This is a genomic window from Brevibacterium sp. RIT 803 (assembly GCF_016892625.1).
Lineage (GTDB): Bacteria > Actinomycetota > Actinomycetes > Actinomycetales > Brevibacteriaceae > Brevibacterium.
This window is the reverse complement of record NZ_JAFEMW010000004.1, coordinates 420,634-438,212: the sequence shown is the minus strand read 5'-3', so window position 1 is coordinate 438,212 and position 17,579 is coordinate 420,634. Positions and strand designations below refer to the sequence as shown.

The following is a 17,579-nucleotide window of genomic DNA, read 5'->3' as shown; positions in this document are numbered from 1 at the left end:
CCGCAGGGGATCGCTCGACATCGAGATACTTCATCGCCAGGAGGCTCAAGTATGACCGGCATCGACTCCGACGAACATTCGGGACAGGCAGCATTCATGCCTGGACCGGCAGCGGCCGGAGGGACGCCCCGGAAACGGCTGGACTCTGACTCGTCTGGGGGATCCACAGAGACGGGATTCCGGTCTCGGCCGAAGAAGTCGCAGCTCGAACGCGATCCGGGAATGCCTGCGAGCACCTGGCGTCTGCGCTCGGATGCCTGGGAGTACCTGAAGTTCGCGATCAAACGTCTGGCCATCAGCGGTGGGGACTTCTCGATGATCGCCGCCGACGGTGAGGTCTGGCGTTCGCTGCGGTCGCTGAAGACGATCGAACTGTACTGGGGCGGCTTCGGGCAGCGCTACGTCGAGGACATCGCCGAGCTGCTCTCCAACGGTGAGTTCGACAAGGCCCACGACATGATCACGCGTGCCGTCAACCGCCTGCGCGGAACCACGGTCCCCGATATCGCCGAGGATGACCTCACCGAGGACGAGCGTGCCGAGCACAAGGACCGTCAGGATTCGCGCCCCCGTTTCGAGGTCCTCATCGTCGATGAGACCACAGAGGGTGGCCGCGATGAGCTGCATACCGACCTGCTCAAGTTGCGCCACGCCTCAGACCAGTTCATCTACGACTACGTCATCGTCCCCACCGCAGACGATGCGGTCGCGGCGGCGCTGACGAACCCGAACCTGCTCGCCTGCGTCATCCGCCCCGGCTTCACCGACCGGACTCGGCAGGTGCTCAGCCGGGATCTGCGCAGCGCCGTAGAGCTGGCCCACCAGGGAACAACCGACTCGCCGACGATGCCGATGAGTCCGCTCAATTCGGTCCGTCGAGTGCTGCGTCTGGCAGACACGCTGGCCGGTCTGCGCCCGGAGCTCGACCTCTATCTCATGGCCGGTGCCCACATCGAGAGCCTGGCGGGTGCCCTGACCCATCGGTTCCGTCGTGTCTTCCGCCGTGAGGACCAGTTCGAGCTCCACCTGTCTCTGCTGCGCCGTGTCCAGCACCTCTATGACACTCCGTTCTTCACCGCGATCCGTGAGCACGCGCGCCGCCCGGCCGGTGTCTTCCACGCCCTGCCCGTCTCCCGTGGCGGCTCGGTCGTGGGATCGAAGTGGATCAGTGACTTCGTCGACTTCTACGGCCTCAACCTGCTGCTGGCAGAGACCAGTGCCACCTCGGGTGAGCTGGACTCCCTGCTGGCGCCGGTCGGCACGATCAAGAAGGCGCAGTCCCTGGCGGCCAGGGCCTTCGGTGCGAAGCGGACCTACTTCGTGACGAACGGGACCTCGACGGCGAACAAGATCGTCCACCAGGCCGTCGTCTCACCCGACGAGGTCGTCATGGTCGACCGCAACTGCCACAAGTCGCACCACCATGCGCTCATGCTCACGGGTGCGAGGACCGCCTACCTCGAGGCGTACCCGCTCAACGACGTCGCCTTCTACGGCGCGGTGCCGCTGAATCGGATCAAGCAGCTCCTGCTCGACTACCGGGCCGCCGGCCGCCTCGACGAGGTCCGGATGATCACCCTGACCAACTGCACCTTCGACGGGATCGTCTACGACCCGGAGAAGGTCATGGCCGAATGCCTGGCGATCAAGCCCGACCTCGTCTTCCTCTGGGACGAGGCGTGGTTCGCCTTCGCCCGGTTCCACCCGGTCACCCGCAAGCGCACCGCCATGGTCGCAGCCGAGCGGCTCGAAGCGATCCTCGACACCGACTCCCATGCCAGGGCGTATCGCGAGCAGCGTGAGCGTCTCTTCGATGCAGAGACCGGTGCGCCCGCACCCGACGAGGTGTGGCTGAACGAGTCGCTGCTGCCGCCCCCGGACGCGGTTCTGCGCGTGTATGCGACCCAGTCGACGCACAAGACGCTGACCTCGCTGCGGCAGGGTTCGATGATCCACGTCTACGACCAGGAGTTCTCCCACGGAGCGGAGGACTCGTTCCACGAGGCGTACATGACGCACACCTCGACCTCGCCGAACTACCAGATCCTCGCGTCCTTGGACTTGGGGCGCCGGCAGGTAGAGATGGAGGGCTTCGCCCTGGTGCAGAAGCAGCTGGATCTGGCGATGAGCTTGGCCTCTGCCGTCTCACGTCATCCTCTGCTGAAGAAGACCTTCCGCGTGCTCACCGCGGCCGACCTCATCCCCGAGGAGTACCGGCAGACCGAACGCACGATGCCTCTGCGCGATGGTCTGGCGACGTTCTGGCATGCGTGGTCGACCGACGAGTTCGTCGTCGATCCCAGCCGTATCACCATCGAGATCAGCGGCACCGGAGTCGACGGGGACACCTTCAAACACGACTTCCTCATGGACCGCTACGGCATCCAGGTCAACAAGACGAGCCGCAACACGGTGCTGTTTATGACGAACATCGGCACGTCTCGGTCGGCCGTGGCCTACCTCATCGAGGTCCTCGTCAAGATGGCCGAGAAGTTCAACGACCCGCACGAACTCCAGGCCGAATACTCCTTCGAGGAGCCGGCTGAGATCATGCCGCCGCTGCCGGACTTCAGCGCCTTCGCCCCGGAATACGCCGCCGAGGTACCGGCTGAGGATTCGTCGAAGCAGCTGCCCGATGGTGACCTGCGCACCGCTTACTACGCCGGGCTGCGCCGGTGGAACATCGAACACGTCCTCCCGGAGGAGTTGAGCCGTAGGATCGAGTCAGGAGATCAGCCGGTCTCTGCCGGGTTCGTCACACCCTACCCGCCGGGATTCCCGGTGCTCGTGCCCGGTCAGATCATCACCGCCGAGGTGCTCGACTTCATGTCCGCTCTCGACACCAGGGAGATCCACGGCTACGACGCCCGTCTGGGCTACCGTGTCATCCTGCCGAAGGATGCGCTCGAGGCCAAGCAGTCACAGAGCTCGAAGGGCTGAAGAACGATCCACACGAATCGGCTCATCCAGACCGTTGAGGCTCACACCGAGGGACTGCCGGTGCGGGTCGTCACCGGGGGAGTCGGGGCCTTACCCGGCGCCACGATGGCCGAGCGCCGGGGCTGGTTCATCGCCCATTCCGATGACCTGCGTACCTTCCTCATGTGCGAACCCCGCGGCAACGGCTGGCTCTCCGGGGCGATCCTGCAGCCTCCGACACGGTCCGATGCCGATTGGGGCGTGCTGTTCATCGAGGTCACCGGTGTGCTCCCGATGTGCGGTGCCGGCACCATCGCCGTGGCCACCGTCCTCGTGGAGACCGGAATGGTGATCGTGGAGGAACCGGTGACGCGCATCCGTTTGGACACGCCCATCGGGCTCATCATCGCCGAGGCGGCCGTCCGTGATGGTCGAGCTGAATCGGTGACCATCGTCAACGTTCCCTCCTACGCCCATGCGTTGGACCAGAGCGTCGATGTCCCCGGATACGGCTCAGTAGGCTGCGACATCGCTTTTGGTGGGAACTACTATGCGTTCGTAGAGGCCGAGGAGATCGGCATCCCCTTCGAACGCACCCGCGCCGAGGAATTCACCGGAGCCGGCCGAGCGATCATGGCCGCGGTCAACGAACAGATCGAACCTATCCACCCGGTCTCAGGGTTCCGCGGCTGCGAGCACGTTGTATTCCTGGCCCCAGGGTCGACCGCCGCGCACACCCGCCACATCCTCATCAATCATCCAGGCTGGGTGGATCGCTCGCCCGGCGGAACCGGGACGAGCGCACTCATGGCCGTCCATCATGCCCGCGGTGAGTTGGGGCTGAATGAGGAATTCGTCAACGATTCCTTCATCGGCACCTCGTTCACCGGCCGCCTCGTCGAGGAGACGGGCGTGGGCGAACACTCGGGCGTGGTCCCCACCATCACGGGTCGCTCCTGGCTGACCGGCACAGCGCAGTACACGCTCGATCCCACCGACCCGTTCCCCGCCGGCTTCACGATCTGAGGCGTCCCCGCGCCGACAGGCTCTCAGCGTGCGAGGTTCTCGAAGACTGCTGCCATGCCCTGGCCGCCGCCGATGCACATGGTCTCGATGCCATAGTGCGAATCGCGGCGCTTCAGCTCGTGGAGCATGGTGGCCAGAATCCGACCGCCGGTTGCGCCGACCGGGTGTCCCAGTGAGATTCCGGAGCCGTTGACGTTGAGGCGTTCAGCGAAGTCGGACTCACTCAGCTTCCACTCGCGGGTGCAGGCCAGCGCCTGGGCTGCGAAAGCCTCATTGAGTTCGATGAGGTCCATGTCGGCGAGACTCAGCTCGGCGCGTTCGAGTGCCTTGGCCACTGCCGGCACGGGACCGATTCCCATCGTCTTCGGCGGAACGCCTGCGACGGCCCAGCCGACCATCCGGGCGAAGATGCGCAGCCCGAGTTCACGAGCCTTCTCCTCGGTGGCGATGATGCACAATGCGGCTCCGTCGTTCTGACCGGAGGCGTTGCCAGCCGTCACGGTCGCCTCGGCGTCTGAGGACCCGAGGATCGGGCGCAGCTTGGCCAGCGATTCGACGTTCGCGTTCGGGCGGATATGCTCATCGCTCGTGATGACCTGCTCCGGGGTCTTCCGGGTCGCCGGGATCGTGATCGGTGCGATCTCGTCGTCGAAGCGGCCGGTGTCTCGGGCCGTGGCTGCCTTCTGGTGCGAGGAGACGGCGAATTCGTCCTGCTCCTGGCGGCTGATGCTGTATTCGGCGCGCAGGTTCTCTGCGGTCTCGATCATCCCGCCGGGGACCGGGTAGTTTGTGCCGCCGGCGGTGACCCGGCCACGGGCCAGGCTGTCTTTGAGGTCGATGCCGGAGCCCTTGACTCCCCAGCGGATCTCTTCGTTGAAGAAGGCACCTCGGCTCATGGTCTCGACGCCGCCGGCGATGACGACATCGGCGAATCCGGCGTTGATCATCGCATGTCCGTCGGCGATGGCCTGGAGGCCGGATCCGCAGCGACGGTCGATCTGACGGCCGGGTGTGGTGATCGGCAGTCCGGCGTTGAGAGCGACAACGCGGCCGATGGCCGGGGCCTCCATCGTGGGATAGCAGTTGCCGAGGATGACATCGTCGACGATGTCGACGTTCAGCCCGGACTTCGTGATGAGAGCCTCGAGGACCTGACGGCCAAGCTCCTCTGGTGGCAGATTCTTGAACTGGCCGCCGAATCCGCCGACGGCAGATCTCACGGGCTCACAGATGACGATGTTCTTCGACATTCTTCCTCCTTGGAAGGGTTGGTGGGTCTCAGCGTCGTGGAAGGGTGGCTCAGCGACCGAGCAGTTCATCGGAGATGATGCGCATCTGGATCTCAGACGAGCCCTCGAAGATCTTCGTCAACCTTGCATCTCGCCAGTGGCGCTCGACCGCGAAGTCCTTCGTGTACCCGGCACCACCATGGATCTGCACCGCCTCCGAGGTGACCTTCTCCGCCATCTCAGCCGCGAGGTACTTCACCATGGCAGCCTCCTTGTCACAGCGTGCACCGGAATCGATCTGCGTACACACGTGATACATGAGCGCCCTCGATGCCTCAATCTGGGCGGCCATGTCAGCGACCTTGAACCGCAGATGCTGGAAATCGGCCAAGGGGTGGCCGAACTGGACCCGCTGCTTGAGATACGCGATCGAGTCTTCCAGCGCCGCCTGCGCCAAACCGATCGAGCGAGCCGCTGTGTGAGCACGACCGACTTCAAGACCTGAGACGGCTTGGTAGAAGCCCCGATCTTCCTCCCCCAGCAGTGCTTCGGCTGGCAGGTGGAAGTCGTCGAAGGCCAGGTCCCAGGTCTTCCATCCGAAGTAGCCGATCTTCTTCACAGCAGTCCCGCTCATCCCTTCAGGGAAGGAACCGCGGTCCTTCTCCACGAGGAATGCTGAGATTCCGCGGTGGCGCTTGGCCTCATCGGTCGAGGTGCGCGCGAAGAGAATGATGTAATCGGCTTGATCGGCGAACGTGCACCACATCTTCGTGCCGTTGATGACCCACCCACCGTCCTCGGCGCGGGTGGCCTTGCACCGGATGTTGGCGACATCGGATCCGGCTTCTGCCTCGGACAGGGCGAAGGCACCGAGGTATTCACCGGTGGCGACCTTCGGCAACAATCGGGCTTCCTGTTCGGGTGAGAAGCCACCGCCCATCCCGTTGCCCCGAGCCAGCAGACCACCGACGGACATCCATGCTCTGGAGAGTTCTTCGGCGACGAGGCAGTACTCGAAGACACCGAGTCCCAGGCCCCCGTATTCCTCGGGGATGAGGATGCCGAAGAATCCCATGTCGGCCATCTGAGACACGAACCAATCGGGGAACTGGCCTTCGATGGGGTCGAGCTCATTGGCCAGCGGAAGGACGACATCGTGGGCGAACTCGCGGGCGAGCGCCTGGATCTCGAGGCGTTCCTCGGTCATGAAGTGCGGGGTGTTCGGCCTGGGCCTGGGCTTATGCGTCATGGAGTATCTCCTAGCTTTGAAGTCACTTCTGCGTCTCGAGCGGCTTGGCCGCCCATTCGCGCAGGACAGCTGCTTTGATCTTCGACCCGTTCGTTCCGGCGGTCACGGGCATGGTCTCGACGAGGCGAACCTCGGTGGGAATCTTGAAGCTGGCCAAGCGCTCCTTGCAGTACGCCCTGATCTCCGCCGGATCCGGATTCGTGCCCGGCACGGGCTGGACAAAGGCGACCACCTCAGGCGCTCCCGCTTCACTGTTGCGCCCGACGACCTTGACGATCTCGACCTCGGGGTGGGTGATGAGGTGGAGTTCGATCTCGGCCGGGTCGACGAGGAATCCGCGCAGACGGATGACGTCGCCCATGCGACACACGTATTCGAAGGAATCGGGTCCCTGAGCGCGGCCGAGGTCGCCGGTGGCGAACCAGTCGTCGGGTGTGAAGTTCTTGGCGCCTTCGCCCGTGTCGCCGAGGTATCTGTCGACGATGTTCGCTCCGCGCAGCTGTACTTCGCCCTCTGATCCTTCGGAGACGTCGAGGTTTGAGAGCGGATCGACGATGCGGTACTCGTATGCGGGATCGGTCAGTCGTCCACCACCGGAGTAGCGAAGTTCCTCGGCTGTGTCGACGGGCCAGAACGAGGTGAGGGCGAAGACTTCGGAGGATCCGTAGACGCCGACGGTCCGTGTTCCGAATTCTTCGGCGGCCCATTTCGCGATGTCTGCGGACATACCCTGGAAGTCGGCCACGCCTGCCCACTTCCACGAGCCGATGGTCGTGCCGGTCTTTTCGCATACACGGCGTACCCGCGAGAGCATGTCGTCGGCGCCGACGAAGTGCGAGCCGTTGAAGTGGTCCCAGGCCGACACGAGTTCCTGCTCGTCGAAGACGGGGTGGAGGAGGACTGCGGCACCGCCGAAGAGTGCACCCATGCCCGCCGAGTATCCGAAGACACCGGAGTAGGGCAGCGGCTCGACGAGGACGTCGCCGGGTTCGAATCCTACGCGCGAGGCCACGTGCTGCGAATGGGAGATGACAGCGGTCTCTTTGTGGGCGGCCAGCTTCGGCATGCCCGTCGACCCCGAGGTCGTGAACGCGACCGACAGCCGGTCCGCGCTGGGTTCGAGAGCCGACAAGTCCGGCGCCGAGGTGGTGGCACCGACCGCAGGTACGACCACTGCCCCTGAACCGAGGTCATAGTCGGCGGCAACAGGTTCCTCCGATGCCCCCGGCACGGCCCAGACGGCAACGGTGGGTGCGTCGTCCCGCGATTCGGCGACGGCCTTCGTCGCGGTGGCGAGGAAGTCGATGCCGCGGAATCCGTGAGCCATCACGAGGAGTTTGGGCTGTGCCTTCGACAGCACGTGGCCGACCTCGGCGACGTTGTAGCGGGTGTTGACGCCGATGACGTGGGCTCCGCGGGCCGAAGCCGCGAACTGCCAGGCGTAGGTGTCCGCCCAACTGGGCAGCCAGACGGCCACGCAGTCGCCTTCGCTGACTTCCTGCTCGGTGAGGAGAGTGACGAACTGGTTCGCGCGGGCCAGAAGGTCGGCAACGCTGACACGGATGTGTCCGTGGTCGAGGTCGCCGGTCTGAGCGCTGGCAGGTACCGGGTCGATGAGGGCCAGTCGCTGCGGGTCGGTCTCGACCCACGATTTCAGGTGGCCATGGAGAGTGCTCGGCTGTGCGGTCATGATCGGGTGGTCTCCGTTCCTTCGTCACTGGCTTCCAGGGTGCGCACCCATGCGTCGACCTGGCTGGCGAAATCAGTCATCTCCTCCATCGGATAATGCCCGATCCCGGGGAGGAACGTGAACGATCCTCGAGGGATGGACGCAGCGTCACGGCGGACCGCCTCGGCGTCGATCCAGAGATCATCCTCACCGGCGACGAGGATCGTGGGGCAGGCGATGTCGGGCAATCCTGCGGTGATATCGTGACGGCCCCAGCCGATGAGGTCCGAGTTCGAGATGATGGGATCTTCGCGGCAGTGCATGCGGGCGATGAGCGAACGACGTTCCTCGCTCACAGCGGAGCCGATGACGGCGCGTGTGCCCCAGTAGGTGCGGTCGCTGCGCGAGGGCGTCGAGATGTCGTTGAGTTCGCGGGTCAGCCCCCGGATGGAGACGTGACCGCCGCTGGCCCCGGCGGCCATCGCGACCGCGGCCCGGATGCGGGACCCTGCCCGCACAGCGAGGTCGATCGTGATCTTCCCGCCGATGGAACATCCGACGGCGACGAAGCGGTCGATGTCCAGCTGATCGAGGACGGTGAGTGCGAATCGGGCATATTCGCCGAGGTCGGTCACCGGTCCATGAGCGGCGGGTTCGCTGCGTCCGTGGCCGGGGAAGTCGGGGACGATGACGCGATAACCCAGGGCCGCGAGATCGGCGGCGACGTGGGCGTACTGGACGCCGCTCTGGCCTGCGGTATGCAGAGCCAGCAGCGGGGTCGCGTGGATGTCGCCCCAGTCTTCGACGAAGGCGAAGCGGCCGTCGATGACGAGCTGGTGCGCACGCAGCGTGGTCACTGCTGAGGCGGTGGGGCCGGTTGACTGTGTGGTTTCGGTCAGTGTCGTCATATCAGGCCACCTGCTGGGTCTCGATGGAAGTCGTGTGTGCGCCGACGTATCCGGCGGTGCCGGCGAGGGCACGGGCGTTGTCGATGATGCGGATGAGTGCGCTTGTCATACGCAGGTATTCGTAACCGGATCCTGCCGATCGCATCTTCCCCACCATGGCGGTCTCCATGAAGCTGTTGTCGCCCGAGGTCATGAGATCGACGAAGACCTCGCCAGGAATGTCGAGAACGAAATCGGCACCCTTGATCGCGCGGGCCACGACCTCGAGGACCTGGCCGCGGTAGCAGCGGATGTGTACGGGACGACCGCCGATCGAGATCCCTAACGTTCCGTCGTAGGACTCGATGAGACCGGCGAATGACTCGTCTTCGCTCAGCAGACGGTGGAGCTCGGCGTTCCACTCCCTGCTGCCGGGGCACAGCAGGCCGGAGTAGGGATCGGGACGGTCGAGGGCCCCGGCGTCGGGCACCGCGCCGGTGAAGGCCAACCGCAGGACGGCAGCGACCCCGGTGTCATCGTCGAGGTAGGCAGTCACCTCGGCGCGCACACCTGCGTCCCGATCGGGCAGGATGGCAGTGACGACCGCAGTCGGAGTCAGGGGCTCGGCGATAGGCCTCTTCAGCTCGAGGTGTGCCGACACCACGTCCGCTGAGACCAGGTCTGAGGAGTCGATGATCTCGGTGCGAAGCGCAGTCGCCACAGCGTCAGCCGAGGCCAATGTCGAACCCGGTGCGAGCGCGGGGGCGGCAGCGAGCAATCGCTGTCCGGGGGCGAGAGGCGGTGTCATGGAGATTCCTTCCGAAGGGGCTTATGAGAAGATTGGTGGCAATGGACGAGCATGTGGACAAGTCAGGCAGGCGGCGGGCCGCGCCACGTTTCATCGACCGTGAAACGGTCGTCGATGCGGCGCTCGAAGTGCTCGCAGCGAAGGGCTTCCACGGGGCGTCGACGCGTGAGATTGCGAAGGCAGCCGGGACCTCGCTGTCGAACCTCTACAACTACTTCGGTTCGAAGAGCGAGATCCTTGAGGTCGTCCTCGAGGACACGGCCCGCACGCTCGCCGACTCCCTCGAGGCGGCAGTGACTGCGGCCGGTGAAGCGCCGTTGGCCAGGCTTGATGCGGCGGTGCGGGCCTACGTCGATTTCATCGTGGAGAAGCCGCGCGCCTCGGTGGTGGGAATCACCGAGTTCCGTTACCTCGAAGGCGAGAACCGCGCCGAGGTGGTTACTCAGCGTGATCGGACGGAGAAGGTCTTCCGTACCGCCATCGCCGAGGGGCTCGATGCCGGGGTCTGTGATGTGCGCAACATCGGCTCGGCCACGCGTGGTGTTGTGACCCTGTGCAACTCGATGTCCACGTGGTACCGGCCAGACGGCAGACTTTCGCCCGGCGAACTCGCCGATCTCCAGGTCGACCTGGTGTTCGGCCTCGTGCGTGCCGCGAACCGACCGGACAGCGCCGGTCGGTAGTCCGACGCAGGCCTCAGACTGACTGACCACGATCGACTCGTTCCATGGTGCGCAGGTCGGCGGCCCCGCTGGCGGGAGGAAATGAGAACCGTGCTGCGTCCCATCCGGCTTCGAGCGAGGACCAGAAGAAGAACGACACTCTGCGTTCGGTGAAGCGCCACCCCGCGGTGGTGCGGACCATCGTGTCGTCGTAGCGCCCCGCGGCCAGCTGCGATTCGCCCTCGACGACGCAGGGCTGGAGCAGCCAGGTCGTGCCGGTGGCGAAGTCGCCGTCGAGGTCGACGGTTTCGTTCGAGCTGAAGTGCCACCACGAGGTCACGGTCGTCGAATTGAGCTTCGGGAAGAACTCGAGCATCTCCTCACGACCGCGGGCGGTCGAGAGTCCGACGAATGCCCCGTCTTCGGTGAATGTGTCGGCCAGAGCATTCCAGTGACCGTCATCGAGAGCCTGGCAGTAGCGGGCGCGCAGCTGTCCGATCGCCTGGATGTCCTCGAGGCGGGCGATGCGCCCCTCGAGTGATGTTCTGTGCTCAGACATGTTCGACACCTGCTGCTTCCGAAGCTTCGCGCTCCTCGATGTCACGAGTCGTCTCGTGCAGGTTGGCCTGGAAGCGCTCCTTGATCGTGTAGACGGCGATGAAGGTGATGATGGCCATGGCGATGATGTAGGCCGATACGCTCGCCGAGGTGCCTGTGAACTCGATGAGGGAGACCATGATCATGGGTGCGAGCCCACCGGCGAAGACACTGGCAAGCTGGAACCCGAGAGAGGCTCCGAAGTAGCGGATGTCTGCGGGGAACATCTCCGCGAACAGTGCCGCCTGCGGGCCGAACATCATTGCATGCAGTGTGAGGCCGACGATGAGAGACAGGCCGACGAGGACAGGATTGCCGGTGTCGACGAGCCAGAAGAACGGGAATGCCCAGACTGCCATGAGCACGGTGCCCACAAGGAAGATCTTTCGCCGGCCGTGGCGGTCCGACCAGGCCCCGAAGTAGGGGATCGTGAAGATCTGAGTGGCAACGGCCAGGCAGACGATCATGATCATCGTCGTCTGGGACAGACCGACGTTGGCCGTTCCGTAGGAGAGCATGCCGGAGATCATGACGTAGAAGGTGCCGTTGACGACGAAGAATGCTCCAGCTGCCTGGAGGATCTGACGCCAGTACCTGCGCACGGCACCCAGCAGAGACACCTTGGGCATCTCCTTGCCTGCAGTCTCGGCCTGGGCCTTGGCCTGCATCGATTTGAAGACAGGAGTCTCTTCGATCTTCATCTGGACGAAGATGCCGACCGCGACGAGGAGGAGTCCGGAGAGGAACGGCACACGCCAGCCCCATGCGATGAAGGCGTCTTCATCGACGAAGAGCAGGATGCAGAGGAAGAAGGCATTGCCGATGATGATGCCCGCGACGGTGCCGAGCTGAACGAGGGAGCCGTAGAAGCCGCGACGCCTGATGGGGGAGTGCTCGGTCAGCAGCAGTGTCGCGCCGCCCCACTGGGCACCGACTCCAAGTCCCTGGACCAGGCGTGCGGTGATGAGCAGGATGGGTGCCCAGATGCCGATGGTGTCGTACCCGGGCAGCATGCCGATGGAAGCCGTCGCAAGGCCCATGATGACCATCGAAGCGACAAGGGGTCCCTTGCGTCCGAAGCGATCGCCGAGGGCGCCGGCGATGATGCCGCCGACTGGGCGTGCGATGAAGCCCACGGCGAGGGTGCCGAACGAGGCGATGGTGCCCAGTGCGCCGTCGAGGGAGGGGAAGAAGATGTGCCCGAACACCAGCGCCGAGGCGGTGGAGTAGATGAGGAAGTCGAACCATTCGAGGGCTGTGGCGAGAACCGAGGCGCTCGCCAGCTTCGTCATCTTGCTCTCCTCCGGGAGATCAAAGTCGACGGGCGGTTCAATTGTTGAGGCCATTGCACTCTCCTTTGAGCAGGGAAGAACGTTCGTTCTTGTATGATGAGTATGGCAGATCACATGAGGGCTGGCAATAGGGGATCCGCAAGGGACCGTTCCGGCCCAGCAGAACGAAGGAGTCGGCAATGACGCAAGATCCCGCGCAGTTCGGAGCTTCCACGGGCAGGTTCATCTCCACCGATCACAGCCTCTACTTCGAGGACATGGACGTCGGTCAGATCTATCGATCCTCGTCACGGACTCTCTCGGAGACCGACCTCACACTGTTCTCCATGGTCTCCGGCGACTGGAACCAGGTGCATTCCGACGCCGAGTACATGGAGGCAGGCGGTGGTCGGCTGCTTCACGGAGTACTGGGGATCGCGGTGATCACCGGACTGATGGACAGAGCCGGCTGGTTCACCAGTTCCGCGATCGCGATGACCGGCATCGACGACTGGACGTTCAAGCGCCCGCTCTACATCGGCGACACGGTGACCATGGAGATGGAGATCCTCGGCAAGAGGCTGGTCTCGGCCGAGGACAAGGGATTCCTCGACCGGCAGTTCACCCTGTACAACCAGCATGGCGAGATCGCCCAACAGGGACGATGCGGCTTCCTCATCAAGCGTCGAGACGAGTCCGCAGTCAACGCGCAGGACTGGTGAGGCAGGGCTACCCCAGCTGCCCGGGATTGAGCACGCGGGAGAGGAAGTCCTTCGTCCGCTGCTCCTGCGGGTTGCCGATGACCTCCCTGGCGGGTCCGGACTCGACGACGTACCCACCGTCCATGAACAGGACACGGTCGGCGACCTGCCGGGCGAACTCCATCTCATGCGTGACGACGACCATCGTCATTCCCGCCTCGGCGAGGTTGCGCATGACCTGGAGGACATCGCCTACGGTCTCTGGATCGAGTGCCGAGGTGGGCTCGTCGAAGAGCATGACATCAGGGTCCATGCTCAGGGCCCTGGCAATTGCCACTCGCTGCTGCTGGCCACCGGACAGGGACGAGGGCTTGGCATTGATCTTCTCAGACAGCCCCACCTTCGCCAGGTTCGCCTCGGCGACGGTGTTCGCCTCAGCCTTCGAGCGCCCCAGAACCTTCGTCTGCGCGATGGTGAGGTTCTCGCGCACGGTGAGATGGGCGAAGAGATTGAAGGACTGGAAGACCATGCCGATGCGGGTGCGTGCGGCATCGATGTCGAGATCGAGGTCCATCATGTCCATGCCGTCGACGACGATCGAGCCGCCAGTCGGGGTCTCGAGCGTGTTGATGCAGCGCAGCATCGTCGACTTGCCGGATCCCGAGGGGCCGATGACGCAGACGACTTCGCCCTTGTCGACGTCGAGGTTGATGTCCGTGAGGACCTGATTGGACCCGAAGCTCTTCTTGAGGTTCCGAATCGCGATGATCGGAGACGCGGTCTCCCGCGCCGAGGTGGTGGCTGTTGAGGACATTACTTCGCTCCTGGCTCGGCGGAACCGTATTTGCGTTCGAGGACGCGTGAGAGATAGGACAGCGGGATCGTGATGATGAGATAGCAGACCGCGATGACGATGAACGGGGTGAGGTTGGCTGAGTTGACGATCTCTGCCCTGCCGAGTGCCGCAAGTTCGCGCCCGTCGACCGAGGACCCGAGGATGTAGGCCAGTGAGGAGTCCTTTGTGAGCAGGATGAGTTCATTGGTCAGCGGCGGGAGGATGATGCGCATCGCCTGGGGCAGCACGATTGTGATCATCGCTCGCGAGGATGACATGCCCAGTGAGCGTGCTGCCTCGACCTGTCCCTTGGGCACAGCTTGAATGCCGGCGCGGATGGTCTCCGCCATGTAGGCCGAGGACACGAGACCGAGGGCGATCATGATGATGACCAGCTGGGGGAGTCGGAAACCTGGGAAAGCGACGGGAAGCCCGAAGCCCATGACGAGGAAGACGACGAGAGCCGGCAGCCCGCGGAAGAATTCGATGTAGATCGTCGCGAGCCAGCGATAGACGCCGACCGAGGACAGTCGCATGAGGGCGACGACGAGAGCGATGGCCAGCCCGAGGACGAACCCGAGGGCGGTGAATATGACGGTGTTCTTCAGAGCACCGGTGATGACTTCAGGAAACATGTCGACTGCGATGTCGACCCGGCCGAAGGAATCGATGAGCGTCGGCCAGTCGGCTACGAGCGCGATGACGACGGCGATGAGGATGAGGATCGCGTACTGGATGCCACGGGAGAGCTTGGCCTTCTGGCGTTTGCTCATCTTGGCCTTGGGGGTGGCAGTGGCGAGAGGGATTGCGGGGCCGGTCTGACCGCCGCGTCCGGTCTCGGATGTTGGTGACATGGGTGAGTCCTTCAACGATGGTGGCGTGGTGTGCCGAGTCTGCTCAGGTCAACGGGCGGCCGGCCCAGACATGAGAGTCGAGGCCGACCGCCCGATCAGCGATCTCTATTTGGGAGCTTCGCCGAACCACTTCTTGTAGATCTTGTCGTACTCGCCGTTGTCCTTGATCTCCTTGAGAGTGTCGTCGACGGCCTTCTTCATCTGGGTGTTGCCCTTTTTCATGCTGATGCCGTAGTGCTCATCGGTCTTGATATCGAAGCCGATCGCGAAGCCCTTGTTCTCGGTGTTGTAGTTGTAGAGCACGCCGTTGTCGTTGATCACGGCGTCGACTTGTCCGGTTTTGAGCGCTTCGAGGGACAGTGGCAGGTCCTCGTAGGTGATGACTTCCGAGTCCTTGAAGTTCTCAGTTGCGTACTCGAGTCCCGTGGTGCCGGCCTGAGCTGCGATCTTGAAGCCCTTGAGCGCTGCCTCGTCCTTGGCCGTCTTGTCGCCCTTGGTCAGAATCGCCTGGTTGGCCGCGAAGTACCCCTCGGAGAAGTCGGTGGCCTCCTGACGCTCGGGCGTGATCGTCGTCGCCGCTGCCGCGACATCGCACTTCTGCTGGTTGAATTCCGCGCCCGAAGTGATCGTCTCGAACGAGGTGTTGATGATCTCCTGCTCCACGCCGAGCTTCTTCGCTACGGCATCGACGATGTCGACGTCGAATCCGACCACCTCGCTGTCCTTCTCGAACTGGAAGGGCTGGTAGGACAGGTGGGTGCAGGTCGTCAGCTTGCCCTCTTTGACCAGAGGGACTCCACCTTCACCGGTCGCTGCCGGCTCTGATTCGCCTCCGCCGCCGCACGCGGACAGAGCGAGCATGGCGCCGACGGCCACCGTGGCCAGAGTCAAGCGTCGTTTCATAGTTCCTCCAGGAGAGTCAGTGACATCGATGTCATAGAAAGGTGTCGCTCGCGCGGGAATGGCCTGAGCAACGTCTGAAAGGAATCGTACCGTGTCCTGCATCACACGCATGACGAACGGAGCCTCGCCGAGGCGGTCGTTGCCAAATCGTAGTGTTGAAGTTCCGTATCAGCCTCTGATTCTTCGTCAGTCGGTAGGTTCGAGCGGTTGCTTCACGAGCTTCGCCGAGGCGGCCACGAGGCCAGTTCGGCGAAGTCCGGTCGATCGTGCCATGGTCGTCTTCCCCAGGGTCGGTTGCCGTCGTCGCGATCTTGGGGCATGAGTGCTCAGCTCAGTTGAGCTTCCATGTCGAGGTCAGAAGTGTCCTTGGCCAGGAACAGGGCGATGAGCGTGAGGATCGCCGCCCCGATGATGTAGAGGCCACAGTAGAAGATCGTTCCACCTTCGGCCTGCCACAGGGCCACCATGACGAACGGCGCCGGACCCGCACCGATGACGCTGGACATGTTGTAGGAGATCGCTGAGCCCGTGTAGCGCACATTGGCAGGGAACAGCTCCGGCAAGTACGCGGCCATCGGACCGAATGTCAGTCCCATGAGGATGAAGCCGACGATCAGGGCGATGATGACGCCCGGGGTTCCTGCATTGAAGAGGACGTTGACGACGAGGCCATAGGCGGCGATGAGAACCGTGACCCCCATGAGCATCGTGCGTCGTCCCAGCTTTTCGGCCAGCGGTCCGGAGACCACGGTGAAGATGCCGAAGAACACGACTCCGATGATGAGGTAGGTGAGGAACTCACTCTTCGTGTATCCCAGCCCAGCGACGAATCCGGCGGGATCGAAGCTCGTACCGGCAGCCTCGGCGGCGGTCTTTGCCTGACCGGTGGTGGCAGGTGAGGTGCCGTAGGTGAGGGTGAACGCGGTCATGAAGTAGAAGATCACGTAGGTCGCGAACATGATGAAGGTGCCGAGGATCAGCGGCTTCCAGCTGGTCTTGAAGACGGCAGCGAGCGGGGCCTTGGAGATCTGCTGCTTCTGGGCGACCAACTGGAAGGCGGGAGTCTCCATGAGGGACATGCGAACGTAGAGGCCGACGGCCACGAGGAGCGCCGAGAGCAGAAAGGGGATGCGCCAGCCCCAGGCGAGGAACGCCTCGGGGGAGGTCCATTTGTTGAGGCCGACGAAGAGAAGGTTGGCGATGATGAAGCCGACAGGGGCGCCCAGCTGCGGGAAGGTTCCCCAGATGGCACGTTTGCCCTTCGGAGCGTTCTCGGTGGCCAGCAGTGCCGCACCCGACCATTCGCCGCCGAGTCCGACTCCCTGGCAGAAACGCAGGAGGACGAGGAGCAGCGGGGCCAGGACGATCCAGCCCGGAGTGCTCGCGGTCGGGAGGAGGCCGATGAGGAAGGTGCCGATGCCCATGATGAGCAGGGACGCGATGAGTGTCTTCTTGCGGCCGATGCGATCGCCGAAATGGCCGAAGATGATCGAACCCAGTGGTCGGGCGACGAAGGCGACGCCGAAGATCGCGAAGGAGCTCAGCAGCTGGGTCGTCGACGTCTGGTTGGGGAAGAAGAGGGCCGGGAACACCAGCGACGAGGCGGTCGCATAGGCATAGAAGTCGAAGAATTCGATCGTGGTGCCGACCATCGAGGCGGTGAGAACCTTGCCCCGGGTGTTGTTCTTCCGCGTCGCTGCGATGACGTCGGATTCGGACTCCGGGCCCGGCTGAGCGCTCGGGTTTCCCGGCTGTGTATCGGTGGACATGTTCTGTTGTGCTCCGCTGTTGTCGAGAGACGAAGGCACGGGCGGGCTGGTGCTCGTGTCAGATGAAAGTCGCCGGACACGGGTGTGAAAGGCGACTGCTCGACACTACTCCTGTCTCACACAGTGCGACCGGGAGGTATCAGGAGTTGAGATTACTTGTACGTCCGAGTGATCTGCACGACTCAGACGCCACGTCACGC

Annotated in this window: 15 protein-coding genes; 4 read left to right on the top strand and 11 right to left on the bottom strand. The window is 63.8% G+C overall.

The window, feature by feature from the left end; genetic code table 11:
• Nucleotides 1-51: 51 nt before the first annotated feature.
• Both JTF07_RS15125 and JTF07_RS15120 read left to right on the top strand, forming a co-directional pair.
• Nucleotides 52-2,940 (top strand): aminotransferase class I/II-fold pyridoxal phosphate-dependent enzyme, encoded by a 2,889-nt coding sequence (locus tag JTF07_RS15125; protein WP_204235030.1) that lies wholly within the window; start codon nucleotides 52-54, stop codon nucleotides 2,938-2,940.
• A gap of 6 nt (nucleotides 2,941-2,946) precedes the next feature.
• Nucleotides 2,947-3,945 (top strand): proline racemase family protein, encoded by a 999-nt coding sequence (locus JTF07_RS15120; RefSeq protein WP_204235152.1) that lies wholly within the window; start codon nucleotides 2,947-2,949, stop codon nucleotides 3,943-3,945.
• A 23-nt stretch (nucleotides 3,946-3,968) separates the two neighbouring features.
• Here the strand turns inward: JTF07_RS15120 and JTF07_RS15115 are convergent, their stop codons facing one another.
• From JTF07_RS15115 to JTF07_RS15095, 5 genes are read right to left on the bottom strand one after another with little or no spacing between them, the layout of a single operon-like run.
• On the bottom strand, nucleotides 3,969-5,195 hold the full coding sequence (locus tag JTF07_RS15115) for an acetyl-CoA C-acetyltransferase (RefSeq protein ID WP_204235029.1): 1,227 nt from the start codon (nucleotides 5,193-5,195) through the stop codon (nucleotides 3,969-3,971).
• Between the two features lie 49 nt (nucleotides 5,196-5,244).
• Nucleotides 5,245-6,423 carry an acyl-CoA dehydrogenase family protein gene (locus JTF07_RS15110; RefSeq protein WP_252199839.1) on the bottom strand — a complete coding sequence of 393 codons (1,179 nt, stop codon included), beginning with the start codon at nucleotides 6,421-6,423 and terminating at the stop codon, nucleotides 5,245-5,247.
• 22 nt (nucleotides 6,424-6,445) lie between these two features.
• Nucleotides 6,446-8,113, bottom strand: coding sequence for an AMP-binding protein (locus JTF07_RS15105; protein ID WP_204235028.1), 1,668 nt, complete (start codon nucleotides 8,111-8,113; stop codon nucleotides 6,446-6,448).
• Nucleotides 8,110-9,000, bottom strand: a complete 891-nt coding sequence (locus tag JTF07_RS15100; RefSeq protein WP_204235027.1) for an alpha/beta fold hydrolase — start codon at nucleotides 8,998-9,000, stop codon at nucleotides 8,110-8,112. Before JTF07_RS15100 ends, JTF07_RS15105 begins: the two co-directional genes overlap by 4 nt.
• Nucleotide 9,001: 1 nt before the next feature.
• Nucleotides 9,002-9,787, bottom strand: a complete 786-nt coding sequence (locus tag JTF07_RS15095) for a hypothetical protein (protein ID WP_204235026.1) — start codon at nucleotides 9,785-9,787, stop codon at nucleotides 9,002-9,004.
• Between the two features lie 41 nt (nucleotides 9,788-9,828).
• Here JTF07_RS15095 and JTF07_RS15090 point away from each other — a divergent pair, with 41 nt between their 5' ends.
• Entirely contained in the window at nucleotides 9,829-10,470 is a 642-nt protein-coding gene (locus JTF07_RS15090) for a TetR/AcrR family transcriptional regulator (RefSeq protein WP_204235025.1), read from the top strand.
• Nucleotides 10,471-10,483: 13 nt separating this feature from the next.
• Here the strand turns inward: JTF07_RS15090 and JTF07_RS15085 are convergent, their stop codons facing one another.
• Both JTF07_RS15085 and JTF07_RS15080 read right to left on the bottom strand, forming a co-directional pair.
• Complete coding sequence (locus JTF07_RS15085; RefSeq protein WP_204235024.1) at nucleotides 10,484-11,008, bottom strand: nuclear transport factor 2 family protein; 525 nt, start codon at nucleotides 11,006-11,008, stop codon at nucleotides 10,484-10,486.
• Nucleotides 11,001-12,392: an MFS transporter gene (locus tag JTF07_RS15080; protein ID WP_204235023.1), complete on the bottom strand. Its 1,392-nt coding sequence runs from the start codon at nucleotides 12,390-12,392 to the stop codon at nucleotides 11,001-11,003. The genes JTF07_RS15085 and JTF07_RS15080 overlap by 8 nt, the downstream gene beginning before the upstream one ends.
• Nucleotides 12,393-12,517: 125 nt before the next feature.
• Between JTF07_RS15080 and JTF07_RS15075 the strand changes: the two genes are divergently transcribed.
• Nucleotides 12,518-13,039, top strand: a complete 522-nt coding sequence (locus tag JTF07_RS15075) for a MaoC/PaaZ C-terminal domain-containing protein (protein WP_204235022.1) — start codon at nucleotides 12,518-12,520, stop codon at nucleotides 13,037-13,039.
• A 7-nt stretch (nucleotides 13,040-13,046) separates the two neighbouring features.
• Here the strand turns inward: JTF07_RS15075 and JTF07_RS15070 are convergent, their stop codons facing one another.
• From JTF07_RS15070 to JTF07_RS15055, 4 genes are all read right to left on the bottom strand, one after another.
• Nucleotides 13,047-13,832 carry an amino acid ABC transporter ATP-binding protein gene (locus JTF07_RS15070; protein WP_213018842.1) on the bottom strand — a complete coding sequence of 262 codons (786 nt, stop codon included), beginning with the start codon at nucleotides 13,830-13,832 and terminating at the stop codon, nucleotides 13,047-13,049.
• Nucleotides 13,832-14,626, bottom strand: a complete 795-nt coding sequence (locus tag JTF07_RS15065) for an amino acid ABC transporter permease (RefSeq protein WP_204235149.1) — start codon at nucleotides 14,624-14,626, stop codon at nucleotides 13,832-13,834. Before JTF07_RS15065 ends, JTF07_RS15070 begins: the two co-directional genes overlap by 1 nt.
• A gap of 186 nt (nucleotides 14,627-14,812) precedes the next feature.
• On the bottom strand, nucleotides 14,813-15,610 hold the full coding sequence (locus tag JTF07_RS15060) for a transporter substrate-binding domain-containing protein (protein ID WP_252199838.1): 798 nt from the start codon (nucleotides 15,608-15,610) through the stop codon (nucleotides 14,813-14,815).
• 326 nt (nucleotides 15,611-15,936) lie between these two features.
• The gene (locus JTF07_RS15055; RefSeq protein WP_143922238.1) at nucleotides 15,937-17,379 is read right to left on the bottom strand and encodes an MFS transporter; all 1,443 of its coding nucleotides are present in this window, start codon (nucleotides 17,377-17,379) and stop codon (nucleotides 15,937-15,939) included.
• Nucleotides 17,380-17,579 lie beyond the last annotated feature (200 nt).

Coding starts and splice junctions, on each gene's coding strand:
- JTF07_RS15090 (WP_204235025.1), top strand. CDS start 9,829: ATGGACGAGCATGTGGACAAGTCAGGCAGGCGGCGGGCCGCGCCACGT.
- JTF07_RS15065 (WP_204235149.1), bottom strand. CDS start 14,626: ATGAGCAAACGCCAGAAGGCCAAGCTCTCCCGTGGCATCCAGTACGCG.
- JTF07_RS15085 (WP_204235024.1), bottom strand. CDS start 11,008: ATGTCTGAGCACAGAACATCACTCGAGGGGCGCATCGCCCGCCTCGAG.
- JTF07_RS15075 (WP_204235022.1), top strand. CDS start 12,518: ATGACGCAAGATCCCGCGCAGTTCGGAGCTTCCACGGGCAGGTTCATC.
- JTF07_RS15110 (WP_252199839.1), bottom strand. CDS start 6,423: ATGACGCATAAGCCCAGGCCCAGGCCGAACACCCCGCACTTCATGACC.
- JTF07_RS15105 (WP_204235028.1), bottom strand. CDS start 8,113: ATGACCGCACAGCCGAGCACTCTCCATGGCCACCTGAAATCGTGGGTC.
- JTF07_RS15055 (WP_143922238.1), bottom strand. CDS start 17,379: ATGTCCACCGATACACAGCCGGGAAACCCGAGCGCTCAGCCGGGCCCG.
- JTF07_RS15080 (WP_204235023.1), bottom strand. CDS start 12,392: ATGGCCTCAACAATTGAACCGCCCGTCGACTTTGATCTCCCGGAGGAG.
- JTF07_RS15125 (WP_204235030.1), top strand. CDS start 52: ATGACCGGCATCGACTCCGACGAACATTCGGGACAGGCAGCATTCATG.
- JTF07_RS15060 (WP_252199838.1), bottom strand. CDS start 15,610: ATGAAACGACGCTTGACTCTGGCCACGGTGGCCGTCGGCGCCATGCTC.
- JTF07_RS15070 (WP_213018842.1), bottom strand. CDS start 13,832: ATGTCCTCAACAGCCACCACCTCGGCGCGGGAGACCGCGTCTCCGATC.
- JTF07_RS15100 (WP_204235027.1), bottom strand. CDS start 9,000: ATGACGACACTGACCGAAACCACACAGTCAACCGGCCCCACCGCCTCA.
- JTF07_RS15115 (WP_204235029.1), bottom strand. CDS start 5,195: ATGTCGAAGAACATCGTCATCTGTGAGCCCGTGAGATCTGCCGTCGGC.
- JTF07_RS15095 (WP_204235026.1), bottom strand. CDS start 9,787: ATGACACCGCCTCTCGCCCCCGGACAGCGATTGCTCGCTGCCGCCCCC.